19 protein-coding genes are annotated in these 20,028 nt (G+C 62.2%); 15 read left to right on the forward strand and 4 right to left on the reverse strand.

Annotated elements, in window-relative coordinates; all coding sequences use genetic code 11:
* Positions 1-106 precede the first annotated feature (106 nt).
* The 7 genes from C6W55_RS13330 to tsaD all read left to right on the forward strand — a co-directional run bounded on the left by C6W55_RS13330 (position 107) and on the right by tsaD (position 5,203).
* The gene (locus tag C6W55_RS13330; protein ID WP_213483825.1) at positions 107-295 is read left to right on the forward strand and encodes a hypothetical protein; all 189 of its coding nucleotides are present in this window, start codon (positions 107-109) and stop codon (positions 293-295) included.
* A gap of 5 nt (positions 296-300) precedes the next feature.
* The gene (locus tag C6W55_RS13335) at positions 301-1,197 is read left to right on the forward strand and encodes a polysaccharide deacetylase family protein (RefSeq protein WP_286893108.1); all 897 of its coding nucleotides are present in this window, start codon (positions 301-303) and stop codon (positions 1,195-1,197) included.
* Positions 1,198-1,377: 180 nt separating this feature from the next.
* Positions 1,378-2,247, forward strand: coding sequence for a YitT family protein (locus C6W55_RS13340; protein WP_213483827.1), 870 nt, complete (start codon positions 1,378-1,380; stop codon positions 2,245-2,247).
* 124 nt (positions 2,248-2,371) lie between these two features.
* Positions 2,372-2,857 (forward strand): tRNA (adenosine(37)-N6)-threonylcarbamoyltransferase complex ATPase subunit type 1 TsaE, encoded by a 486-nt coding sequence (tsaE, locus tag C6W55_RS13345; RefSeq protein ID WP_286893158.1) that lies wholly within the window; start codon positions 2,372-2,374, stop codon positions 2,855-2,857.
* Entirely contained in the window at positions 2,854-3,642 is a 789-nt protein-coding gene (tsaB, locus tag C6W55_RS13350; RefSeq protein ID WP_213483829.1) for a tRNA (adenosine(37)-N6)-threonylcarbamoyltransferase complex dimerization subunit type 1 TsaB, read from the forward strand. The genes tsaE and tsaB overlap by 4 nt, the downstream gene beginning before the upstream one ends.
* 2 nt (positions 3,643-3,644) lie before the next feature.
* Positions 3,645-4,157 (forward strand): ribosomal protein S18-alanine N-acetyltransferase, encoded by a 513-nt coding sequence (rimI, locus tag C6W55_RS13355; protein ID WP_213483830.1) that lies wholly within the window; start codon positions 3,645-3,647, stop codon positions 4,155-4,157.
* Positions 4,154-5,203, forward strand: coding sequence for a tRNA (adenosine(37)-N6)-threonylcarbamoyltransferase complex transferase subunit TsaD (tsaD, locus tag C6W55_RS13360; protein WP_286893112.1), 1,050 nt, complete (start codon positions 4,154-4,156; stop codon positions 5,201-5,203). The genes rimI and tsaD overlap by 4 nt, the downstream gene beginning before the upstream one ends.
* 50 nt (positions 5,204-5,253) lie before the next feature.
* Here the strand turns inward: tsaD and C6W55_RS13365 are convergent, their stop codons facing one another.
* Together C6W55_RS13365 and C6W55_RS13370 are read right to left on the reverse strand one after the other, a co-directional pair.
* Positions 5,254-6,342 (reverse strand): phosphodiester glycosidase family protein, encoded by a 1,089-nt coding sequence (locus C6W55_RS13365; RefSeq protein ID WP_286893113.1) that lies wholly within the window; start codon positions 6,340-6,342, stop codon positions 5,254-5,256.
* Complete coding sequence (locus C6W55_RS13370) at positions 6,339-6,779, reverse strand: hypothetical protein (RefSeq protein ID WP_213483833.1); 441 nt, start codon at positions 6,777-6,779, stop codon at positions 6,339-6,341. The genes C6W55_RS13365 and C6W55_RS13370 overlap by 4 nt, the downstream gene beginning before the upstream one ends.
* Before the next feature lie 1,085 nt (positions 6,780-7,864).
* Between C6W55_RS13370 and C6W55_RS13375 the strand changes: the two genes are divergently transcribed.
* Both C6W55_RS13375 and C6W55_RS13380 read left to right on the forward strand, forming a co-directional pair.
* A complete protein-coding gene (locus tag C6W55_RS13375; RefSeq protein ID WP_483316364.1) occupies positions 7,865-9,406 on the forward strand; it encodes a 2-isopropylmalate synthase in 1,542 nt (513 codons plus the stop codon).
* 606 nt (positions 9,407-10,012) lie between these two features.
* The gene (locus C6W55_RS13380; protein ID WP_286893118.1) at positions 10,013-11,305 is read left to right on the forward strand and encodes an MFS transporter; all 1,293 of its coding nucleotides are present in this window, start codon (positions 10,013-10,015) and stop codon (positions 11,303-11,305) included.
* Positions 11,306-11,372: 67 nt separating this feature from the next.
* On the opposite strand, the gene C6W55_RS13385 is transcribed toward C6W55_RS13380, so the two are convergent.
* Both C6W55_RS13385 and C6W55_RS13390 read right to left on the reverse strand, forming a co-directional pair.
* A complete protein-coding gene (locus C6W55_RS13385; protein WP_015255803.1) occupies positions 11,373-11,579 on the reverse strand; it encodes a type II toxin-antitoxin system antitoxin in 207 nt (68 codons plus the stop codon).
* Between the two features lie 9 nt (positions 11,580-11,588).
* Positions 11,589-12,458: an SPFH domain-containing protein gene (locus C6W55_RS13390; protein WP_286893119.1), complete on the reverse strand. Its 870-nt coding sequence runs from the start codon at positions 12,456-12,458 to the stop codon at positions 11,589-11,591.
* A 155-nt stretch (positions 12,459-12,613) separates the two neighbouring features.
* Between C6W55_RS13390 and C6W55_RS13395 the strand changes: the two genes are divergently transcribed.
* From C6W55_RS13395 to C6W55_RS13420, 6 genes are all read left to right on the forward strand, one after another.
* Positions 12,614-13,450, forward strand: a complete 837-nt coding sequence (locus tag C6W55_RS13395) for an ABC transporter ATP-binding protein (protein ID WP_286893120.1) — start codon at positions 12,614-12,616, stop codon at positions 13,448-13,450.
* Between the two features lie 8 nt (positions 13,451-13,458).
* A complete protein-coding gene (locus C6W55_RS13400; RefSeq protein WP_286893121.1) occupies positions 13,459-14,751 on the forward strand; it encodes an ABC transporter permease in 1,293 nt (430 codons plus the stop codon).
* Positions 14,752-14,878: 127 nt separating this feature from the next.
* On the forward strand, positions 14,879-15,169 hold the full coding sequence (locus C6W55_RS13405) for a hypothetical protein (RefSeq protein ID WP_015255799.1): 291 nt from the start codon (positions 14,879-14,881) through the stop codon (positions 15,167-15,169).
* A 255-nt stretch (positions 15,170-15,424) separates the two neighbouring features.
* On the forward strand, positions 15,425-16,459 hold the full coding sequence (locus C6W55_RS13410) for an autoinducer 2 ABC transporter substrate-binding protein (protein WP_015255798.1): 1,035 nt from the start codon (positions 15,425-15,427) through the stop codon (positions 16,457-16,459).
* Positions 16,449-18,320, forward strand: a complete 1,872-nt coding sequence (locus tag C6W55_RS13415; protein ID WP_286893123.1) for a sensor histidine kinase — start codon at positions 16,449-16,451, stop codon at positions 18,318-18,320. The genes C6W55_RS13410 and C6W55_RS13415 overlap by 11 nt, the downstream gene beginning before the upstream one ends.
* Entirely contained in the window at positions 18,289-19,929 is a 1,641-nt protein-coding gene (locus tag C6W55_RS13420) for a response regulator transcription factor (protein WP_015255796.1), read from the forward strand. Before C6W55_RS13415 ends, C6W55_RS13420 begins: the two co-directional genes overlap by 32 nt.
* The last annotated feature ends 99 nt before the right edge of the window (positions 19,930-20,028 follow it).

Genomic DNA, 20,028 nt, shown 5'->3' on the forward strand with positions numbered 1-20,028 from the left:
CTGAAACGCACCTTCCTGCTAACCATCGTGCCCAACATGCATGAAAACCAACCGCAGAGGGCATATTTTGTGCGTATCCCGCAGCGGATGGAAGGAGGACTCACGGATGACGGATCGGCCGGAGGGACATCCGGAACGATTGCAGGACGGCGACCATGAAGGCCGCGCGGAAGCGGAGATGGATATCGACCGGATGGTGAACGAAGGTCTCGGGGGCGGCTATGTGTCGCCGGTGAAGAACGGCAAAATCGGCGAAACGACAACGGATACGATGGACGACCTGGAAGGAGGTTGACCGGCATGCGCATCGGCGCGAAGAATGTGAAACGGCTGACCTGGCTGTCTTGTCTCGCCGCCTTGCTGGTTCTTGCGCTGCTCGCCGGCTGCGCGGAGATGAAGCGCGGGAACGGCGCAGACGGCGACGGAGGCATCCGCGCGAAACAGGCCGGAGAGAAGAACGAACGCGGCGTCCGCATGCAGTCGAAACGGGACGATACGCCGAACCTCGCGGACGGGCCGGAACGCAAGCTGCGCGAGCCGAAGCCGCTGACGCTGGCCGACCTGCGCGCGAAATATCCGAGCACTTTCGTGCTGCAAGGGTCCGGAGACAAGCGCGAAGTGGCGCTGACGTTCGACGACGCCCCGGACGACGTGTTTACGCCGCGCGTGCTGGACGTCCTGAAGCGCGAAGGGGTGAAGGCGACGTTCTTCTGCGTCGGCAACCGGATCGAGGCGCACCCGGACGTCATGCGGCGGATCGTCGCGGAAGGGCATGTCGTCGGCAACCATTCCTACAGCCACGCCAATCTGCCGAAGCTGTCCGACGAGCGGTTCCGCGAGGAAATCCGCAAAACGGACCGGCTGATCCGGCAATATACCGGCTATACGCCGAGCTTCGTCCGGCCGCCGTACGGCAACATCACCGAAGAGCAGATCAAATGGCTGGCGAGCCAGAAGCGGAAGATCGTGGGCTGGAACGTCGACTCGCTCGACTGGAAATCGTTAAGCCGCGAGGAGGTCGCGACGAACATTCTGGCGCATGTGAAGCCGGGGTCGATCATTCTGCAGCATTCGGCCGGCGGGACCGGCGAAGACCTGACAGGCACCGTCGAGGCGCTGCCCGAGGTCATCGCCAAGCTGCGCAAAGACGGCGTTCGGTTCGTCACGATTGATCGGATGCTGGGCATTCCGAAATAGCGCGGGGTCACGGCGGGCTGAAATTCGGGACCGGATGCGGCGGCAACCGGGAGCGGGCCGGGGCGCGGGCACAAGATGTCCGGGACGCGGCGATCGCTGCCGGCTTTCTCTTTTTTTCTTCACGGCGAAAAGTTAAAATAATAGATGTCAGTCCAAACGCCGTGGAAGGGAAGACAATCGATGGCCTCACAGCAGCATTCCGGCCTCAGGCCGGCAGAAATCACAAAACGCATCGTCATGCTGACGATCGGCGCCGTCCTGATGGCCGTTGCGCTCGAAATTTTTCTTGTTCCCAACAATGTCATCGACGGCGGCATCACCGGTATTTCCATTATTTTGCACGAACTGACGGGCGTGCCGCTCGGGCTTTATCTGTTCTTCATCAATCTCCCCTTTCTGTTCCTCGGGTACAAACAGATCGGCAAGACGTTCACCCTCTCGACGCTCTACGCCGTTTCGGTGATGTCGCTCTGCACATTCCTGTTCGAACCGATCGCGCCGCTCACGATCACGAAAATTCTGGCCGCAATCTTCGGCGGCGTCATTCTCGGCGTCGGCGTCGGCCTCGTCATCCGGTTCGGCGGTTCGATGGACGGCACCGAGATCGTGGCGATTCTCATCAACAAGAAGACGCCGTTCTCGGTCGGCGAAGTCGTCATGTTCTTCAACTTCTTCATCTTGACGTCAGCCGGATTCGTGTTCGAATGGGACAGCGCCATGTATTCGCTGATCGCGTATTTCATCGCGTACAAGGCGATCGATATTACAATCGAGGGGATGGACGAGTCGAAGGCGGTCTGGATCATCAGCGACGCCGCGACGGAGATCGGTTCGGCCATCATCAACCGGCTCGGACGGGGCGTTACCTATCTGGCCGGTGAAGGCGCGTACACGGGAGACAGCAAGCGGGTGATCTTCTGCGTCATCACGCGGCTGGAGGAAGCGAAGCTGAAGTCCATCGTGCAGGAAATGGATCCGACCGCGTTCCTGGCCATCGGCAACATCCACGATGTGAAAGGCGGACGGTTCAAGAAGAAAGATATTCACTGATGCGGACGGTCGGCGCGCGGAACCTGATCGCGGCCTTTGTTGATCGCCCATGGCCCGGCCGCTATAATAAGTGCGTATTGACGGTCAGGGAGAAGGACGGTGAACGGCCGTGAACGATCAGAAGATGGATGCCGCGCAGGCGGTATGGCGCGCGGAAGATGAGAACGGCACGGCGCGGCTGGCCGAACGGCTCGCGGGCTGGGCGGCTCCGGGCACGGTCATTGCGCTGGACGGCGATCTGGGGGCGGGCAAGACGTTCTTCTCGCAGTCGTTCGCCCGGGCGCTCGGCGTGCGGGAAGTCGTGAACAGCCCGACGTTCACGATCATCAAGGAATATGAGGACGGGCGGCTGCCCCTGTATCATATGGACGTCTACCGGCTGTCGCAGGACGAGGCGGACGAGCTGGGGCTGGACGATTATTTTTATGGACAAGGCGTTGTGCTGGTGGAGTGGGCGAGTCTGATCCCGGATCTGCTTCCGCCCGCGCATCTGGCGATTGCGATTGAACATGCCGGAGGCAGCGCGCGCACCATCCGTCTGACCGGCGCGGGCCGGCCGTATGCGGATTGGTGCCGGCGGCTGGCGGAGGAAGGGGTGTGCGGCGAATGACGAACATCGCATCCGCCGGTTTTGGCAAGCCGGTATTGGCGCTCGATACGTCGACCTCCGCGCTCTGCGTCGCCGTTGTCGGGGAAGGCCGCGTGCTTGCGGACGACCGGTCGATCGTGGAGCGCAGCCATTCGGTGCTGGCCGTGCCGATGGTGAAGGACGTGCTCGCCGCGGCGGGCGTGACGCCGGACAAGCTCGGCGGCATCGCCGTCGGCTGCGGCCCGGGGTCGTACACCGGCGTGCGGATCGCGGTGACCATCGCGAAGACGCTGGCCTGGGCGTGGGGCGTGCCGCTCGCCGGCGTGTCCAGCCTCGAGGCGCTGGCGCTTGGCGCGGCCGGCGACGGCGGAACGGAAGCGGATTCCGCTCCCGAATGGATCGTGCCGCTGATGGACGCGCGGCGGGGCCAGGTGTACACCGCCCGGTTCGCATCCGGCGGCGGCTGGCGGCGGCTCGCGGCCGACGGCATCCGGCTCATGCGGGAATGGGCGGATGAGCTGGCGGAGCAGGCGGAAAGCCAGGGGGAGCGGGAGCGCCCGCGCCGCATCCGGTTCGTCGGCGACCCGTCGCTGCACCTGGCGAGCATTGAACAGCTCGGGGAGCGGCTGAACGGCCGCGTGCGGATCGAAGTCTGCCCGACCGTCATGGAAGGTCGATCCATTGCGGAGCTCGGCATCCGGCGGCTCGCCGCGGGCGAAGCCGACGATCCGCATGCATTGGTGCCCAACTACACGCAGCTCGCGGAAGCGGAGGCGAAACTTCTCGCCGGGCGGCAGGAGGGATGACGATGGGGGAACGCGCGCGTGAAGCGCAAGGCAGCGGCGACAGCGCCGTGAAGGTGCCGGAGTTCCGCCCGATGCTGCTGTCCGACGTGCCGGCGATTACGGCCATCGAGCGGGAAGCGTTCACGGTGCCGTGGTCGGCGGAAGCGTTCGTGAACGAGATCCGGCACAACCATTTCGCCCGGTACACGGTGATGGAGCTGGATCAATCGATCATCGGCTACGGCGGCATGTGGGTCATCATGGACGAAGCGCACGTGACGAACATCGCGGTGCGCGCGCAGTACCGCGGGCGCGGCTACGGCGAGATGCTGCTGCGCCGGCTCATGCAGACGGCCAGGGAACAGGGCGCCCGGTCGATGACGCTGGAGGTCAGGGTGTCGAACGAAGTGGCGCAAAACCTTTATCGCAAACTGGGGTTCAAACAGAACGGGATCAGACCCCGCTACTACACCGACAATCAGGAGGACGCGTACATCATGTGGGCGGATCTCGCATCCGGAGGCGGAACGACATGACGGCGGCCCGCACATGCGGCTCCGGGGGCGGCGTCATACTGGCCATCGAGACGAGCTGCGACGAGACGTCTGCCGCCGTCGTACGCGGCGGCAAGGAAGTCCTGAGCAACCTGGTGTCCAGCCAGGTCGAGACGCACCGCCGGTTCGGCGGCGTCGTGCCGGAGATCGCCTCGCGCAAACACGTGGAATCGATCACGCTCATGATGGAGCAAGCGGTGGCCGAGTCCGGTCTGTCGCTCAAGGATGTCGACGCCGTCGCGGTGACGCAGGGTCCGGGGCTGGTCGGCTCGCTGCTGGTCGGCCTTGCGGCGGCCAAGGCGCTGGCGCTGGCGCTGGACGTGCCGCTGATCGGCACGCATCATATCGCGGGGCATATTTACGCCAACCGGTTGATCGGCGAAATGCTCTATCCCGCGGTGGCGCTCGTCGTCTCCGGCGGGCACACCGAACTGGTCGTTCTCGAGCGGGAAGGAAGCTTCCGGATCATCGGCCGGACGAGGGACGACGCGGTCGGCGAGGCGTACGACAAGGTGGCGCGGGCGCTCAATTTCCCGTATCCGGGAGGGCCGCACATCGACCGGCTGGCGATGGAGGCGGACGACGTGAACGAGCTGCCGCGCGCATGGCTGGAGCCCGAATCGTACGACTTCAGCTTCAGCGGTCTCAAATCCGCCGTGCTCGCCGAGATCAACAAGGCGCGGATGAAGGGCGAGCCGCCGATGCGGCCCGCCCTGGCGCGCGGATTTCAAGAATCGGTCATTGACGTGCTCGTGACGAAAGCGCTGCGCGCGGCGGAGGAATTCGGCGCCCGGCAGCTGCTTCTGTGCGGCGGCGTCGCCGCGAACCGCGGGCTGCGCGGGACGTTGACGGCGGCCTGCGAGGCGCGCGGACTGCCGCTACTCATCCCGCCGCTCTCGCTCTGCACGGACAACGCCGCGATGATCGGCGCCGCCGCCCATCTGAAATGGGTGCGCGGCGAATTTACGCCGCTCGACGCGAAAGCCGATCCGCTCCTGTCCCTTGAAGCGTGGTCGGTGAAAGATTAGAACGAAAGCCCGGCCGGTGCGGCCCAATCCGCATCCGCCGGGCTTTATCGTCACTTGAAGAACAGGAAGTGGGTCGGCAGCTTGCGCAGCTCGCCGTCGGACGGTTTGTTGATGACGCGGCCGTTGAACACGAGCGATGACGAGCCGCCGCCGTCGAGATTGTAGGCGTCTTTCACGCCGTACCTTTCCAGCAGAATTTGCAGCTCCTCCAGCGTGGCGCCGGAGCTGCCTTTCTCGTCGTAACCGTCCACGACGAGAATGAGCAGCTGGTCGTCCTTGTAGTTGGCGATCACGGTGCGCGGCGCGCGCCGGGGCGTCGTCTTCCATTTCTCCGGAATGGGCTGGGGGCGGCCGTTCTTCATCAAGATCGGCACGAACGACGCGCCGAACTGCGGGTTCAGCTTGTCCAATTCTTCCTGCGACTTAAACTTGCCGCCGATCAGCTGCATCTTGTCGTTCATGCCCACGAAGAACAGGTCTTTGTAGGACGCTTCAAAACCCGATACATACTTGCCGTTGACGATCGTCGTGCTGAGCGGATAGCGCTTGCCCTTCTTGTCCGCGAAGCCTCCCGCGTTCACGCCGGCGACGGCGCCCAGCCGCTTGACGGCAGACAGCGTCGTCTCCGCGCCGCCGTACGTGTCCTTTCCGAGCACCATCCTCATCGCCTGGTTCGATTTCAGCTTCACCTTCAGGGCGTATCCGTTGAAATGCTGCGCCTTCACATGAAACAACTGCGCCGTTATCCGGTTCGAGCGCACCTCTTCGACCGGCGTGCCGAGTCTTGCCGTGATGCGCCGGTCGTAGATCGCGTAAGGCTTGCCGACCTGGGCGGCCGCAAGTTTCGCGAGCCGTCCGGCTGCGGCGGACGCTTTGTCGAACAGTTCCGCTTCCTTTCGAATCGATTCGTTCGTCTCGCCGGCCAGCCCGATCGCCTTGTCGAGTCCGGACGCGACGCGTTCCGTCAATGTTCCGGCTGCCGGAGGGGCCGGCAGATTGAACTCCGGATACGCTTCATCCGACAGGGAGAGCGTCAGGCCGGGGCCCGCAGCCGCCAGCCAGATCCCCATCCCGAGAAAAGGAGCGGCGGCCAGCAGAAACAATCGATGGATCGTTCGCGGCTGCAACAGACGGTTCATTTCAACACATCCAGCTGTTTCTGCAATTCTTCCAGCTTCGCCTTCACTTCATTGAGCTGCGTATAGAGAAGATTGCTGTTGTCCGTATCTTCGTTCGCGTTGTCGCGGGCGAACGTCAGCAGTTCGTTCAGCGCGTTCACTTTCGCTTCGACGGTGTCGATCTCGGCGCGAAAAGAGGCTTCGAGCTCGGTCATCCGCGTTTCGACTTCCTGCTGCATGGCTGCAATCTTCGCCGCCGTCTGCTGTTCGATGTCGGCCGTCATGCGGGCTTGCAGCTCGCCGGCGTACCATGCGGCGCCGGCAGCTCCGCCGGCTATCAGAAGAAGCCAGATGATCGTCAGCAGGAGGACGGCCGCTTTCGAGGCGGATCGGCTTCTGCGGGAAGCGCGTGAAGCGCGGTCTGCGCCGGTTGCCTGAAGGTGCAAGTCGTTCTGCATCGCTTCTCCACCTTTCTCTGAATCTAGCGCCGGTTGCCCGGACTGCCGAAGGAACCATCCGTTTTCATAGCGTAACGGATTTTCGCCCGGTTGGGAACCCTGTCGGAATTGCCAAAACAGGAAAAGCCGTCTGGTTCTGTCGAACGATTTCGGTTTGTCCGGTGCGGATCTGAGGGTCCCCGCGACAAAAAAAACAGAAAGTTTTGAATTGACAAATTGCCGATGCGGGAATATAATGAACAGCAATATCCACTGCACACATCACAAACGCGATGAACAGGAACAGTAGGGTGCTGCCGGGATGCCGGCCGGGCGATTCAAGCCGCGGGCCGGTCAGAGAGCTGCGGGTCGGTGCGACGCAGCCGAAGGTGAACCTGAATCTCGCCTGGGAGCGGAGCGGCGGAACGGACGGCGCGAGAGCCGCCAACTACGCCGTTACGGTTGACCCCCGTAATCGGGTGCATGCTTGCGCCGGATGGCGCGGCATGCGTGAGGTGGGCGCGCCGGCCGTACCGGCACGGGCGTCAACAAGAGTGGTACCGCGCGGGCACGAAGCCTGTCGTCTCTTGAGCAATCGGAGACGGCAGGCTTTCTTGATGTTGAGGCCTCGCCGCACGGAACGAAACAAGCGGATCTCAAAGAAACGCGATGAACGGGAGCAGTAGAGCGGTGACGGAACAGCCGCCGGCCGCCGCAAGGCGGAAGGCGGGCGCAGAGAGCTGCGGGCCGGTGCGACGCAGCCGAAGGCATCGCTCGAACTCGCCCGGGAGCGGGCGGACTGACACCGGCGCGGAGCGTACGGCCGCGCCGGGATAGGTCCGGCACGGGTTGACCGCCGTTACACGGTTGCCGGCGGCGAAACAGGCTCGCACCAGGTCTGACTGCAGCAGACCCGAGCCGTTCGCCGCCGGCGCGGAGGGGACGCGGCCCGCAAGGGGCGCGTCAACAAGAGTGGTACCGCGGCATGCCGACCTGTGGCCTGTCGTCTCTTGAACGAATGTTCAGAGACGGCGGGCTTTTTTTGATTCTGCCAAAAAAACATTCAGGAGGGGTTCACGATGACCAAATCCGCAAAACCGAGTGAAATGAAGCGCATTACGATTTTCGACACGACGCTGCGCGACGGCGAGCAGTCGCCCGGCGCCGCGATCGAGCCGGAGCAGAAAATCATCATCGCCCGCCAACTGGCGAAGCTCGGCGTCGACGCGATCGAGCCGGGGTTCCCGGTCTCCAGCCCGGGCGAGTTCGCCGCCGTGCAGCAGATTTCCCGCGAGCTGCAGGGCACGGAGATTGTCGGGTTCGCCCGGGCCGTGCGCGGCGACATCGACGCCGCGGTGAAGGCGACGCAGGACGCGGCGCGCCGCCGGCTTCACCTGTTCATCTCGTCGTCGGACATCCACCTCGACTTCCAGCTGCGCAAGACGCGCGAGCAGGTGCTGGCGATCGCGCGCGAGATGGTTGCGTACGCGAAGCAGTTCGTCGACGAGATCGAGTTCTCGCCGATGGATTCGACCCGGTCGGGGATCGAGTTCGTCATCGAAATGGTCGAGGCGGTCATCGCCGAAGGGGCGACGATCATCAACCTGCCCGACACGATGGGCTACGCGATGCCGGACGAATATGAGGCGTTGTTCCGCACCGTCCGCATGCAGGCAAGGGGCGGGAACCGCGTCCGCTACAGCGCGCACTGCCACAACGATCTGGGGCTGGCGGTCGCGAACAGCCTCGCGGCGATCCGCGGCGGGGCGACGCAGATCGAGGTGACGGTGAACGGCATCGGCGAACGGGCGGGCAACTGCTCGCTCGAGGAGCTCGTCATGGCGATCGAGACGCGCAAGGACGCGCTGAAGGCCGAGACGGGCATCGACATCGCCGAAATCTACAACACTTCGCGGCTCGTCAGTCGGATGATGCATTTCCCGGTAGCGTTCAACAAGCCGATCGTCGGCCGCAACGCGTTCCAGCACGAATCCGGCATCCATCAGGACGGCCTGCTCAAGAACCGTGCCACGTACGAGATCATGGATCCCGAAGCGATGGGCATTCCGCGCAGCATGATCGTGCTCGGCAAACATTCCGGCCGCCATGCGATCAAGCATCGCGCGGAGGAGTACGGCATCGAGCTCAGGGGTGAGCAGCTCGACGAAGTGTACGCCGCATTCAAGAAGGTCGCCGACGAGCAGAAAATCGTCACCGACGACCAGCTCCTGCGCATCATCGGCGAGTCGACGGACCGCCACGAAGATCCGTACACGCTGGTCGACCTGCAGGTGCTGTCCGGCACGCAGCGCGCCCGCATCGCGTCCGTGACGATCCGCGAAGGCGGCACCGGCAAAGAGCACACCTGCTCCGCCATGGGCGCCGGACCGATCGAAGCGGTCATCAACTGCATCAAGCAGGTCATTCCGGTCGCAGCCGAGTTCGAGGATCTGGAGCTCCACTCGCTGTCTTCGGGCGAGGACGCGCACGGCGAGGCGATCGTGACGGTGCTGCACGGCGGACGGCGCTATCGCGGCACGGCGATCCACAAGGATATCATCCTCGCGGTGGCGCAGGCGTTCGTCGGTGCGTGCAACCAGGTCGTCATCCGAACGGGCGTCCGCGAACCGTCGGAACAGACGGGCTGATCAGCCGGACGGGCTGGCCCGCCCGTCTTTTTTGCGCTCAGAAGAGAAGGAGGACAGCCTGTTCAACCGTCGATGATCCCGAGTGTGCACAAAGTTATCCACATATCCACTGAAAAATGTGTGTAAACGCAGCCAATGCAGACGGGGTTTCGAATGCCGTTGTTTTGCAAACGGGGACAAGTTTTTCACAAGCGAATTGTGGATAATGTGGACAATATGGGTGAAATTCATATCCTTCGGCCGGTCGCGGCGTGAAAATGATGAAAACCGCGCCGTTCTAAGACCAGAAAACCGTCAGTATCGCGTGAATTGATGCACAATTCAGGGGATAGTGTGGATGAATTTGTGGATAACAAAGGTTTCCGAAATGTGGAAATGGAGCGGTTGAGCGGGATGTCGAACCGTTGGGGAGTCCATCAGGGCTCCTCATTTTGTGAGACGGTTGAATTTGATTGCAATAAATTTTTTACCATTTAAACGTCTTGACGCTTCTGATCAAGAGGTGTAGAATCGGAAACCTGATGCTCGGGACGGAGGTGGTCCCGAAGCCGTCGCTTCCCGCAGCATCAACAGAATCAACGGTAGTAGGAAAGGAGCGTATTCCTCATGTCTTCCGCAGCAACCGGAGCGAAACCGGGCGGATTGTTCGGCAACCGGTTATTCCAGACCATCCTGTTGTCGAACGTCTTGCTGCAAATCGGAATCTGGGTTCGCAACTTTGCCATATTGATGTATGTGACCGATATGACGAATTCGGACCCGGTCGCGATCGCACTGATTTATGTGGCGGAATTCCTTCCGATCTTCCTGTTCTCGTTCATCGGCGGGACGTTCGCGGACCGGTGGCGGCCGAAGCGGACGATGATCTGGAGCGATTTCCTGTCGGCTTTATCCGTCTTCGTCGTGCTGGCGACGCTCGCCGCGGGCGTGTGGCAGATGATTTTCTTCGCGACGCTGGTGTCGTCCATTCTGTCGCAGTTCTCGCAGCCTTCCGCGATGCGCATGTTCAAGATTCATCTGCGTCCGGATCAGCTGCAGCAGGCGATGGCGTTCTTCCAGTCGATGGTCGCCATTTTCATGGTCGGCGGTCCGTCGCTCGGCATCTGGATGTACCACGAGTTCGGCATCAACGCTTCGATCGCGGTGATGGGCGTCGCATTCCTGCTGTCCGCCGCGGTGCTGATCCGGCTGCCGGAGACGCCGTCAGGCCGGGAAACCGGCGGAGAGGCGGCGGTTCCCGGAGCGCCGCAGCAAGCGGGAAGTTTCTGGAAGGAACTGGCCGAAGGTTTTCGGTATGTCTGGCGCAGCCCGGTGCTCCGCACGCTGGGCCTCACGTTCGCGCTTGCCGGCATCGGGGTCGGCATGGTGCAGCCGCTCGGCGTATTTGTCGTAACGGAGAAGCTCGGGAAAACGAAGGAATTTCTGCAGTTCCTGATGATGGTGAACGGGGTCGCCATGCTGATCGGCGGCGGGCTGATGGCCGCGCTGTCGCGCCGCATCCTGCCGCAGAAGCTGCTCGCGCTCGGCATGTTCGTCGGCGCCGTCACCACGCTCGGGATCGGTCTGTCCGAACAGATCTGGCTGACGCTGGCCTTGCAGTTTATCGGGGGACTTTCGTTCCCGGCCATTCATATCGGAATCAGCACCATGATTCTCCGCTGGTCCGACGAGTCGATCGTCGGGCGCGTGAACGGCGTCCTCAACCCGATGTTCATGGGCATGATGGTCGTCATGATCGCCACGGGCGGAAGCCTGAAGGCGTGGTTCCCGATCGAGGTGCTGTATGCGGCCTCCGCGCTCGCCATGGTGCTCGGAACGGCGGCGCTGGCGACGATCTTCAAGCATCAGCCGCCGGAACAGGCAACCGCCCAGGCGGTGCAAGGCATGCCTTCGCATTGATCCCCGGTTGCAAGACAAGAGAGCCCGCATCCTATGGATGCGGGCTTTCGTCATGCTGCGAAGATGTTCACGAGGTCGGCGGCTCGCCGTCTGTGCCATCGGGCAGCGTGCCGGGCGGCCGGCGCTTCAGCCGGCCGGACCGGTACAAGGCTTCGCGGAGCAAATATTCGATGTGCGCGTTCACGCTGCGGAATTCGTCGTTCGCCCACTGCTCGATCGCGCGGTAGACGTCGGGATCGAGCCGCAGCGGGAACGCTTTTTTCGTACTGGCCATGACGGATGGTTACGAGTAGAGCGTTCCGGTGTTGATGACCGGAGTCGCGGAACGGTCGGAGACGATGGCGACCATCAGATTGTTGACCATGGCGGCGCGGCGCTCGTCGTCCAGCTCGATCCCGTTCTCGATCAGCTTGCGCAGCGCCATCTCCACCATGCCGACGGCGCCTTCGACGACTTTCTGCCGCGAGGCGACGATGGCCATCGCCTGCTGCCGCTGCAGCATCGCGCTCGCGATCTCCGGCGCGTAGGCGAGGTGGCTGAGCCGGGTTTCAAGGATTTGCACGCCGGCGACATCCAGCCGCGCCTGCAGCTCACGCAACAATTGCTCCGCGATTTCATCCGTGTTGCTTCGCAGCGAGACGGCCGCTTCCTCGGAGAACGAGTCGTAGGCGTACTGGGTCGCGATATGGCGAATGGCCGTTTCGCTCTGGATTTCGACGAATTCTTCGTAGTTGTCCACGTCGAACGACGCCTTGGCCGTATCGACCACCCGGAAGACGACGACGGCGCCGATCTCGATCGGATTGCCTTCCGCATCGTTTACTTTGAGCCGCTGGCTGTTGAAGTTGCGGACGCGGAGGGAGATTTTCTTGCGGCTCGAGAACGGGACGGTCATCCAGAATCCGCTTTCGAGAAGCGTGCCGACGTACCGGCCGAAGAAGGTAAGTACTTTCGCTTCGTTCGGATGGACGATGACGAGCGAAGTGACAATAATGAAGGCGGCGAACATCATGACAACGGCGGCCAAAATGGCTGCCGGGTGCGGGGCGTCCGAACCGCTCGAGGCCAGGACGAACAAGCCCCCGACCACAAGGACGACCGCAAGGAGCAGCGCGACAAAACCGTTCAGTTTCCATGCCTTTCTCTCTTTCATGGCGTGGCCTCCTTCTCGGATGCGATATGGTTTTGATATTTATATGATATCACTTTTTGAAATGAATGGCAACCATTACGAAACCTTACGGCGGTTGTTTCGTATTTCAGGTCAGAAGCCGATTGTTGGATCATTCCGGAGAAGGGGGCGCCTTGATGAAGGATTGGTCAAGTTCCGCGACGGACGGTGCGGACCGGGAAATCCGGCTTGCGGTCGATATCCGCTCCGCCGGCTATGAAGCCGGCAAGACCGTCATCCGCGACGTGCGGTTCGCGGTGGAAGCCGGGAAGCTGGTCGGGCTGATCGGCCCGAACGGCGCGGGCAAAAGCACGACGATCAAGTCGGTGCTCGGCCTGCTCGCCTGGGTGGACGGCGACATCCGCTTCGGCGGGGAAACGGGGCGGTCCGGAGCGTCCGCACAGCCCGGCGAGTCCGCGCATTCCGGAGCGTCAGGGCAGTCCGGCGGGACGAGCCGGTCCGGGACGGGGCGGTACGCCTATGTGCCCGAGCAGCCGGTTTTCTACGAGTATTTCACGCTGTGGGAACATCTGCGGCTGGCCGCGTCTGCGTTCGGCCTCGCGGAAGAGGTGTTCGCGCCCCGGGCCGAACGGCTGCTGGAGCGGTTCCGGCTGCTGGACCACCGGCATGAACTGCCGGCGAAGTTCTCGAAGGGCATGCAGCAGAAAATGATGCTCGCCATCGGCCTCATGCTCGAACCGGACCTTTACATCGTCGACGAGCCGTTCATCGGGCTGGACCCGCATGCCGTGCGGGATCTGCTCGACATGCTCGAGGAGGAGCGGCGGCGCGGCGCCGGCATTCTCATGTCGACGCACGTGCTGGATACGGCCGAGCGGATCGCGGACAGCTTCGTGCTGATGGACGGCGGCACGGTCGTCGCGCAGGGCGGGCTGGACGATGTGCGGAAGCAGGCCGGGCTGGGCAAGGAGGCGCCGCTGTTCGACTGCTTCCTGGAGCTGACGAAAAGATGACAATGGACATGAAACGTTGGACGCCTGGCCGGCTGCTCCTTGCGCGGATCATCCGTTTCTGGCGGGAGCAGCTCCGGATCTGGAAGACGGTGGGGGACTGGACGGTCCTGCTGTACATCGTGGTGCCCGGGGGATGGATTCTGGGCGGGCTGTGGCTCGAGATGCTGCGCGAGCCTCCGGCGTGGCTTAAGGCGCTGCCGCCCGAACTCGCGCTGGTGCTCTTCGTGCTCCTGATGTTCGCGGGGCGGCTGCGCACGTTTCTGGAAGAGGCGGATGTCTTGATCCTGCTGCAGCGGCCGAGCTGGATCCGGACGCTCAGGCTGGGCGGCGCCGTCTACACGCTGGCCGTTCAGGCGGTCACGACCGCCCTGCTGTTCACGCTGCTGCTGCCGTGGCTCAGGCTGCACGACGCCTTCGATGCGGGAGGCCTCGTGCTGTGGGCCGTCTACACGCTGGCCTGCCGATTGCTTACGGCCGCGGTCGTCCGGCTGGCCGCCTCGCGGCTGCGCGGATGGAAGCTGTGGACGGCGGACACCGCCCTTGCTTGCGCGTTGATCGCGTTCTACGTGACGCCCGTGCTGACGGCGGACGGCAGCCTTGCGGTGATGGGCTGCTGTACGGCGATTGCGTTCGCCATGTGGGCGGCTGCCATCGCCTGCGTGCTGCGAAGGCGCAGCGGGTACGAGGCGGATCTGGCGGCGGAGCGGCAGGCCCGGGCGGCTTCGGCAGATTTTCTGCTCTCCGCCGTCGTGGAGAAGAAGCCGGTGCCGAAGTGGAAACGGCCGGCGCTGTTTCCGCGTTCGGGGCGCATCCTGCGTTCTTCCGATCCCGGCGCCATGCTGGCCGAGATGCGGATCAAGTCGTTCGCAAGGCAATTTCGGCATTTGGGGCAAGTTTTCCGGCTCCTCGCGATCTCGACTTTTGCGCTTGTTTCCGTGCCGGGGTGGCTGTCGCTCATCCTGGCGGCGCTGCTGATGATGTTTCTCGGCTCCTGGATGCAGCGGGAGTGGCGGGAATGGATGGACGAACCGTTCATCGCGCAGTTCCGCTGGGAGGAGGCGGCGATCCGGCGCGGCGCATCGCTGTCGCGGTTCTGGCTCGTGCTGCCGGCGGCCGCATGGTTCGCGGCCGTCGCCGGCTGGCAGTTCGCCGGCTGGGCGGGGCTGCTCCCGGCCGTTCCGGCGGGCGTCGGGCTGTGGGCGCTGATCAACGCGGCAATGATGGATCTCGCCGTCACGAAGCGCCGGAGCGGCGCAGGGGAAACCGGGGATGCGGAGGTCCGGGAAACGCCGGAAAGTTGAGTTAGACCGCACATGGCAGGACGGCGCGGGTGAAGAAGAATGGCGCGGGCTTGGGGCGGGTATGTTTTGCGCAGGATCGGGGAATGGTATAGCCGCCATCAAATCCACGACGGGAAGGAGCTTGAACGTGGCGCGCGGCAATGGAGTCCGATTTGATTTTCCCGACGAGCATCAGGCGGCCCTCGCGTTCTCCCTGTTGCAGGAGCTCGGATACGAACCGGAGCGGAACGGACGCGGGGTAAACATCCGCCTGGACGGCAACGACCTGGTCTCGGCGATCGAGATCGCTTCGGCGCACGGCGGCGAGCTGGCCGGAGCGGCGGGAACGAACGCGGAAGAGTCGCTCACCTCGGCCTACGGGATCGACGAAATACCGATTCCGGCGCATACGGTCGATCCGGATTGGCCGGATGCGTGATGGTTGAGTGTGATGCGCAGGCAGTGAAATTCACGGTTCATCCGTTACAGGGCCATGGCAGTCTCTCCCGCTGCAGATGATGAATGGGGAACGCATTCCGGTCGGGAGAGCGGATCATGGCTTTATTGTTTTTTTTGGTGGATGCGTTTGCAAACAGGCGAAAACTGTCCTCCAAGGGTGAAAGCCATCGCCTTTGAAAAAGAGCGGGATTGGGATAAAATAGATCAAATCGAACGGGCGCACGGAGGAGACCGGATGGCAAGGGTTTGGTTGGCGGCTGTGTTTGTTGTTCTTCTCACTTTGGCAAGCGCTTGCAGTCCGACAGGGGATTATCAGATTCTCTACGACCAGGACGAAGAGCGATCCGCGAAGGAGCGGCATCCGGACCGGCAGTATACGATTGCGGTGGTGCCGAAACGGGAAGGCCTCGATTATTTCGAGGCGGCGAAGGACGGCGCGTTCGAGGCGGCCAAGGAGCTGGGGGTCAACGTTTTGTTCAGGGGGCCGGAGACCGCGGATGCGGACGCCCAGATCCGGGTCATCGAGGAGTTGATCGAACAGGACATCGATCTGTTGGCCGTATCGTCGAACGATCCGAAGAAGCTGCTGCCCGTCCTGAAGCGGGCATCGGACAACAACATCGCCGTCATCACCTGGGATTCCGACACCGACGAGGAGGGCCGGGCCTTCTTCATCAACATGGTGGATCCCGAAACGCTCGGGCGCCACCTGATGGATACGCTGGCCTGGAGTACCGGGGAGCGGGGGAAGTTCGCGATCATGACCGGATCGCTCTCTGCCGCAAATCTGAACGAGTGGATGCACTGGATCAAGGTGCAGCAACAGGAATACTACCCGAACATGGAATTGGTCGAAATTGCGGCCAACAACGACAGTTACGAGGAGGCGTATGCGTCGGCGGTCCGGCTGCTGGAAAGCCATCCCGATCTTGCGGGCATCATCGGCAACTCGTCGGTCGGCCCGCCGTCGGCGGCGAAAGCGGTCAAGGAGGCGGGGAAGCAGGGCGAGGTGAAGGTGGTCGGCCTGTCGACCCCGAATCTCATGCGCGACGCCCTGCATGACGGCACCGTGCAGGTCATTACCCTGTGGAGCCCGAAGCGATTGGGCTATCTGACCGTCGCCCTCGGCAAAAACCTGCTGGACGGCACGCTGCCGTATGACGGCCAATTTGTCAACAAGGTCGGCAACGTCCGGGTCAAGGGGGACATGGTGATCATGGGAGAGCCGCTTGATTTCACGAAGGATAATGTGGACCAGTATGATTTTTGAACGCATCCGCCGGCTGCGATTCCGCAGTTTCCGGCTCAGCACCAAGCTGATGATCACGTATCTCCTGCTCACCGTTGTCCCGATCTCCATTCTCGGCGCCATTTCCTATTATCAGTACAGGAAATCGATCGAACAGCAATTCGGCGAGCACATGCCGAGAACCTTGCAGCTGGCCAACATGGCCATTGAAAAGCGGATGGACGAATTCGCGAGTCTGCCCGATCTGATCTACAGTTCCAGCGAGATCATTTCGATTCTGCGCAAAGAGGACTACGGCAACCAATCCGAAAAGCTGCAGGACGAATTCATCGTGAACAACTATCTGACCCGGACTTACATCAACGGGAACAATCCCGACATTATCGGCGTGTTTATGGCGACGCCCGACCGGCTGTTCGCGAGCACGCGGATGAATTATGCGGGCACCGAGCCGGGGCAGCGGCACTTTGATCTCGGCCACCCGCTGGACGAAAACGGCAACGCCAAACTGCTGTTCCCGAACGAACTCGATTTGCGTTTCGAGAACGGGCGTCCCTACCTGCTGTTGATGAAACAGATGACCGATTTCGACAACCGGAGAAGCCTCGGCACGATGTTCCTGGCGATCCGGCTCGATTTCATCGAGAGCGTGCTGGGCGAACTGGAGAATCCGGAAGCCGCCGAAATGTGGGTCATGGACCGTGAAGGCGCGATCATCTACCATACGGATCAGACGAAAATCGGCGGCACCGATCCCCGGTTGGGCGAATATCCGGTTCTGAACGGCAGCTTCAAATCGTTCACGGGAAATGAACCCCGGGTCGTCAGTGTGAACCAATCGGACCGCTACCAGTGGGTGATCGCCCACAGCATCTCTTCCGCCGCCTTGACGGAGCGGACGGATTTTTACCGGAATGTCACCATTGTCGTGTTCATCGTTTTTGCCATCATCACGTCCGTGCTCTCGGTGATTCTGGCCCTGAACGTCTCGCGCCCGATCAAGCGGCTGAGCAGCCTGATGAAGCATGTGGAGCTGGGCAATTTCTCGGTCGATCTGAAAGCGAATTCCCGGGACGAAATCGGGCTGCTGGCCCGCAGCTTCAATTCCATGATCGCGAAGATCCGCGAACTGATCCAGCAGAACTACTACATCGAAATCCGGCAGAAGGAAGCGGAGCTGTACGCCTTGCAGACGCAGATCAATCCCCATTTCATCTACAACACGCTGGAGACGATCGGCATGGCGGTGGAAGAAGAGGAAACCGAACAGGTCGTGCATATGGTGACGGTGATGGGGAGGATGCTTCGTTATTCGCTCGGCAACGATTCCCGGCTGGTGCGGATCGAAGACGAGGTGCAGCATGTCCGGGATTATCTTGTCATGCAGAAGTACCGTTTCGGCAGCCGCGTCGATTTCGACATCGCGCTGAATGTGGACGGATCCCGGCTGCACACGCCGAAGTTCATCCTGCAGCCGGTTGTGGAGAACAGCATCAAATACGGGCTGGAGTCCGTCCAAGGCGTGCGGATTGCCGTCGCGGTCAACCGGGAGTTCGGCGCCGCCAGCGGAAAACAAGATATCGTGTTCCGCATCCGGGACAACGGGCCGGGCATCGCGCCGGACAGACTGGCCGGGCTCCTGGCGACGATCCGTTCCAACAGCCTGGTTCACGGGAAGTCGGGTGTCGGGCTGAAAAATGTGCACGCCCGCATCGTCATGATGTTCGGCGGCGAATACGGGCTGCAGGTGGACAGCATCCACGGCGGCGGAACGGAGGTCATCATCCGGATTCCCGTCATCGAGTCGACGGAAAGCGCCCAAGAATTTAACCAGGGAAGTGAGCGGCACCATGCAATCAATCCGAACGATCGTGGTGGATGACGAGGCGTTCATTCGCCGGGGCATCGAGCGTCTGGTGCGGTCCTGCGGCGAACCGTTCGAGATCCTCTCCGGTTTCGACAACGGCAGGGACGCCCTGAATTACCTGCATGAAGTGAACGGCGCCGTCGATCTGGTCATCACCGACGTGAAAATGCCGGAGATGGACGGGGTGGCCTTCATCCGGGAAGCCAGAAAGCATTACGATTTCTTCCCGCTCTTCATCAGCGGGTACGACGATTTCGAATATGTGCACGCCGCCATGCTGCACGGCTCGGTGGATTACTTCCTGAAGCCGATCGACCGGGACCGGTTCCGCATCCGCCTGGCGGAAATCCGCAAGCGGATCGCCGAGGCGCGCGAAAGCCGTTACCGGCTGGCCGACATGGAGAAGAAAGCCGAACGGCTGAAATCAGCGAGACAGACGCAGCTTCTGAAGGATGTCATGTCGACGGAAGCGGATTTGTCCCGCCTTGGCTATTGGGTGGAGGAATTTCCGGATGGCCGCTATGTGCTCCTGAACATCGCGCTGGATGCGCTGCCGGCCAAGGCGAGGCATTATACCGACAAGGACTGGAAGGCTTACTCGTACGCCTTGGAGAACATCATTGACGAAATTACGAGAACCGCGCAGAAAGCTCCGTTTGCCGGCGGTTGGTGGTGGAGGGGGAACGCCGATCACTGGGTGCTGCTCCATGCGGGCCGATCCGCCGATCCCGGCTTTGTCGCGTCAGAAGCCTTCGCCGCTGCCGAGCAGTACTGCCGGGCGGTGCGGACCTACACCCCGTTCACCGTGTCCGTCGCCGTAAGCGACATGGTGGAAGACCTGTACCTGCTCCGCGAAGCGGGGCAGAGCACGATCGGCCTGCTCAACTATCGCCTCGTGTTCGGCGGCAACCAGGTGTTCACCTCCCGCCTCGTCGGGCAGACCGGCGCCTATTCGCTGGATGCCGTCGATCCGGGCTGCTACCGGACGGTCAAGCGGATCGTGCAGGCGGTCCAGCAGGCGGACGACGGGCAGGCCGCCGCACGCTTGAACGGGTTCTTCGACGAACTCGCCAAACTGGAGTCGCCGCGGCTGATCCAGTGGCTGCTCCAGTATTTGACGATCCAGATTCATGCCGTGTGGATGGAGCATGCGGAAGACATCGGAGCGGCGGATTCGCCGGAGGAGGAATTGAACCGGATCAAACTGGCGGCGGGCCTCGGCCAGATCAAGCAGGAAGTGAAACGGCTCGTGCTGCGGACGACGGACGCCATCCGGCAGCACCGCCGGGAAGACGCGGCCAAGCCGGTGGAACTCGCAAAAGCCTGGATTCTGGAACATCTGGACGAGGAGATCACGGTCAAGAAGGTGGCGGATCACGTTTATCTGAATCCGACCTATTTCTGCAAATGCTTCAAGACGCAGACGGGCGAAACGGTGCTGGATTACGTCACGCGAATGCGGATGGAAAAGGCGAAGGACATTTTGCGGGACCGGAGTCTGAACCTGCAGGACGTCAGCCGGCGGGTCGGCTATCAGGACGCCAAATATTTCAGCAGGCTGTTCAAACAGTGGCACGGCCTGTCGCCTTCGCAATACCGCGAGCGGCTGCGGCTGGAGACGTGAACGGGACAAATTCATAGGGCCATCGTGCGACCAGGGCGATTTCGCCCTGGCCGCTTTGCATTTTCCGAAAAGGCGAAGATCGTCCCCGGAAGGCGAAGG

It is taken from the genome of Thermobacillus sp. (assembly GCF_003390775.1).
Lineage (GTDB): Bacteria > Bacillota > Bacilli > Paenibacillales > Paenibacillaceae > Thermobacillus > Thermobacillus xylanilyticus.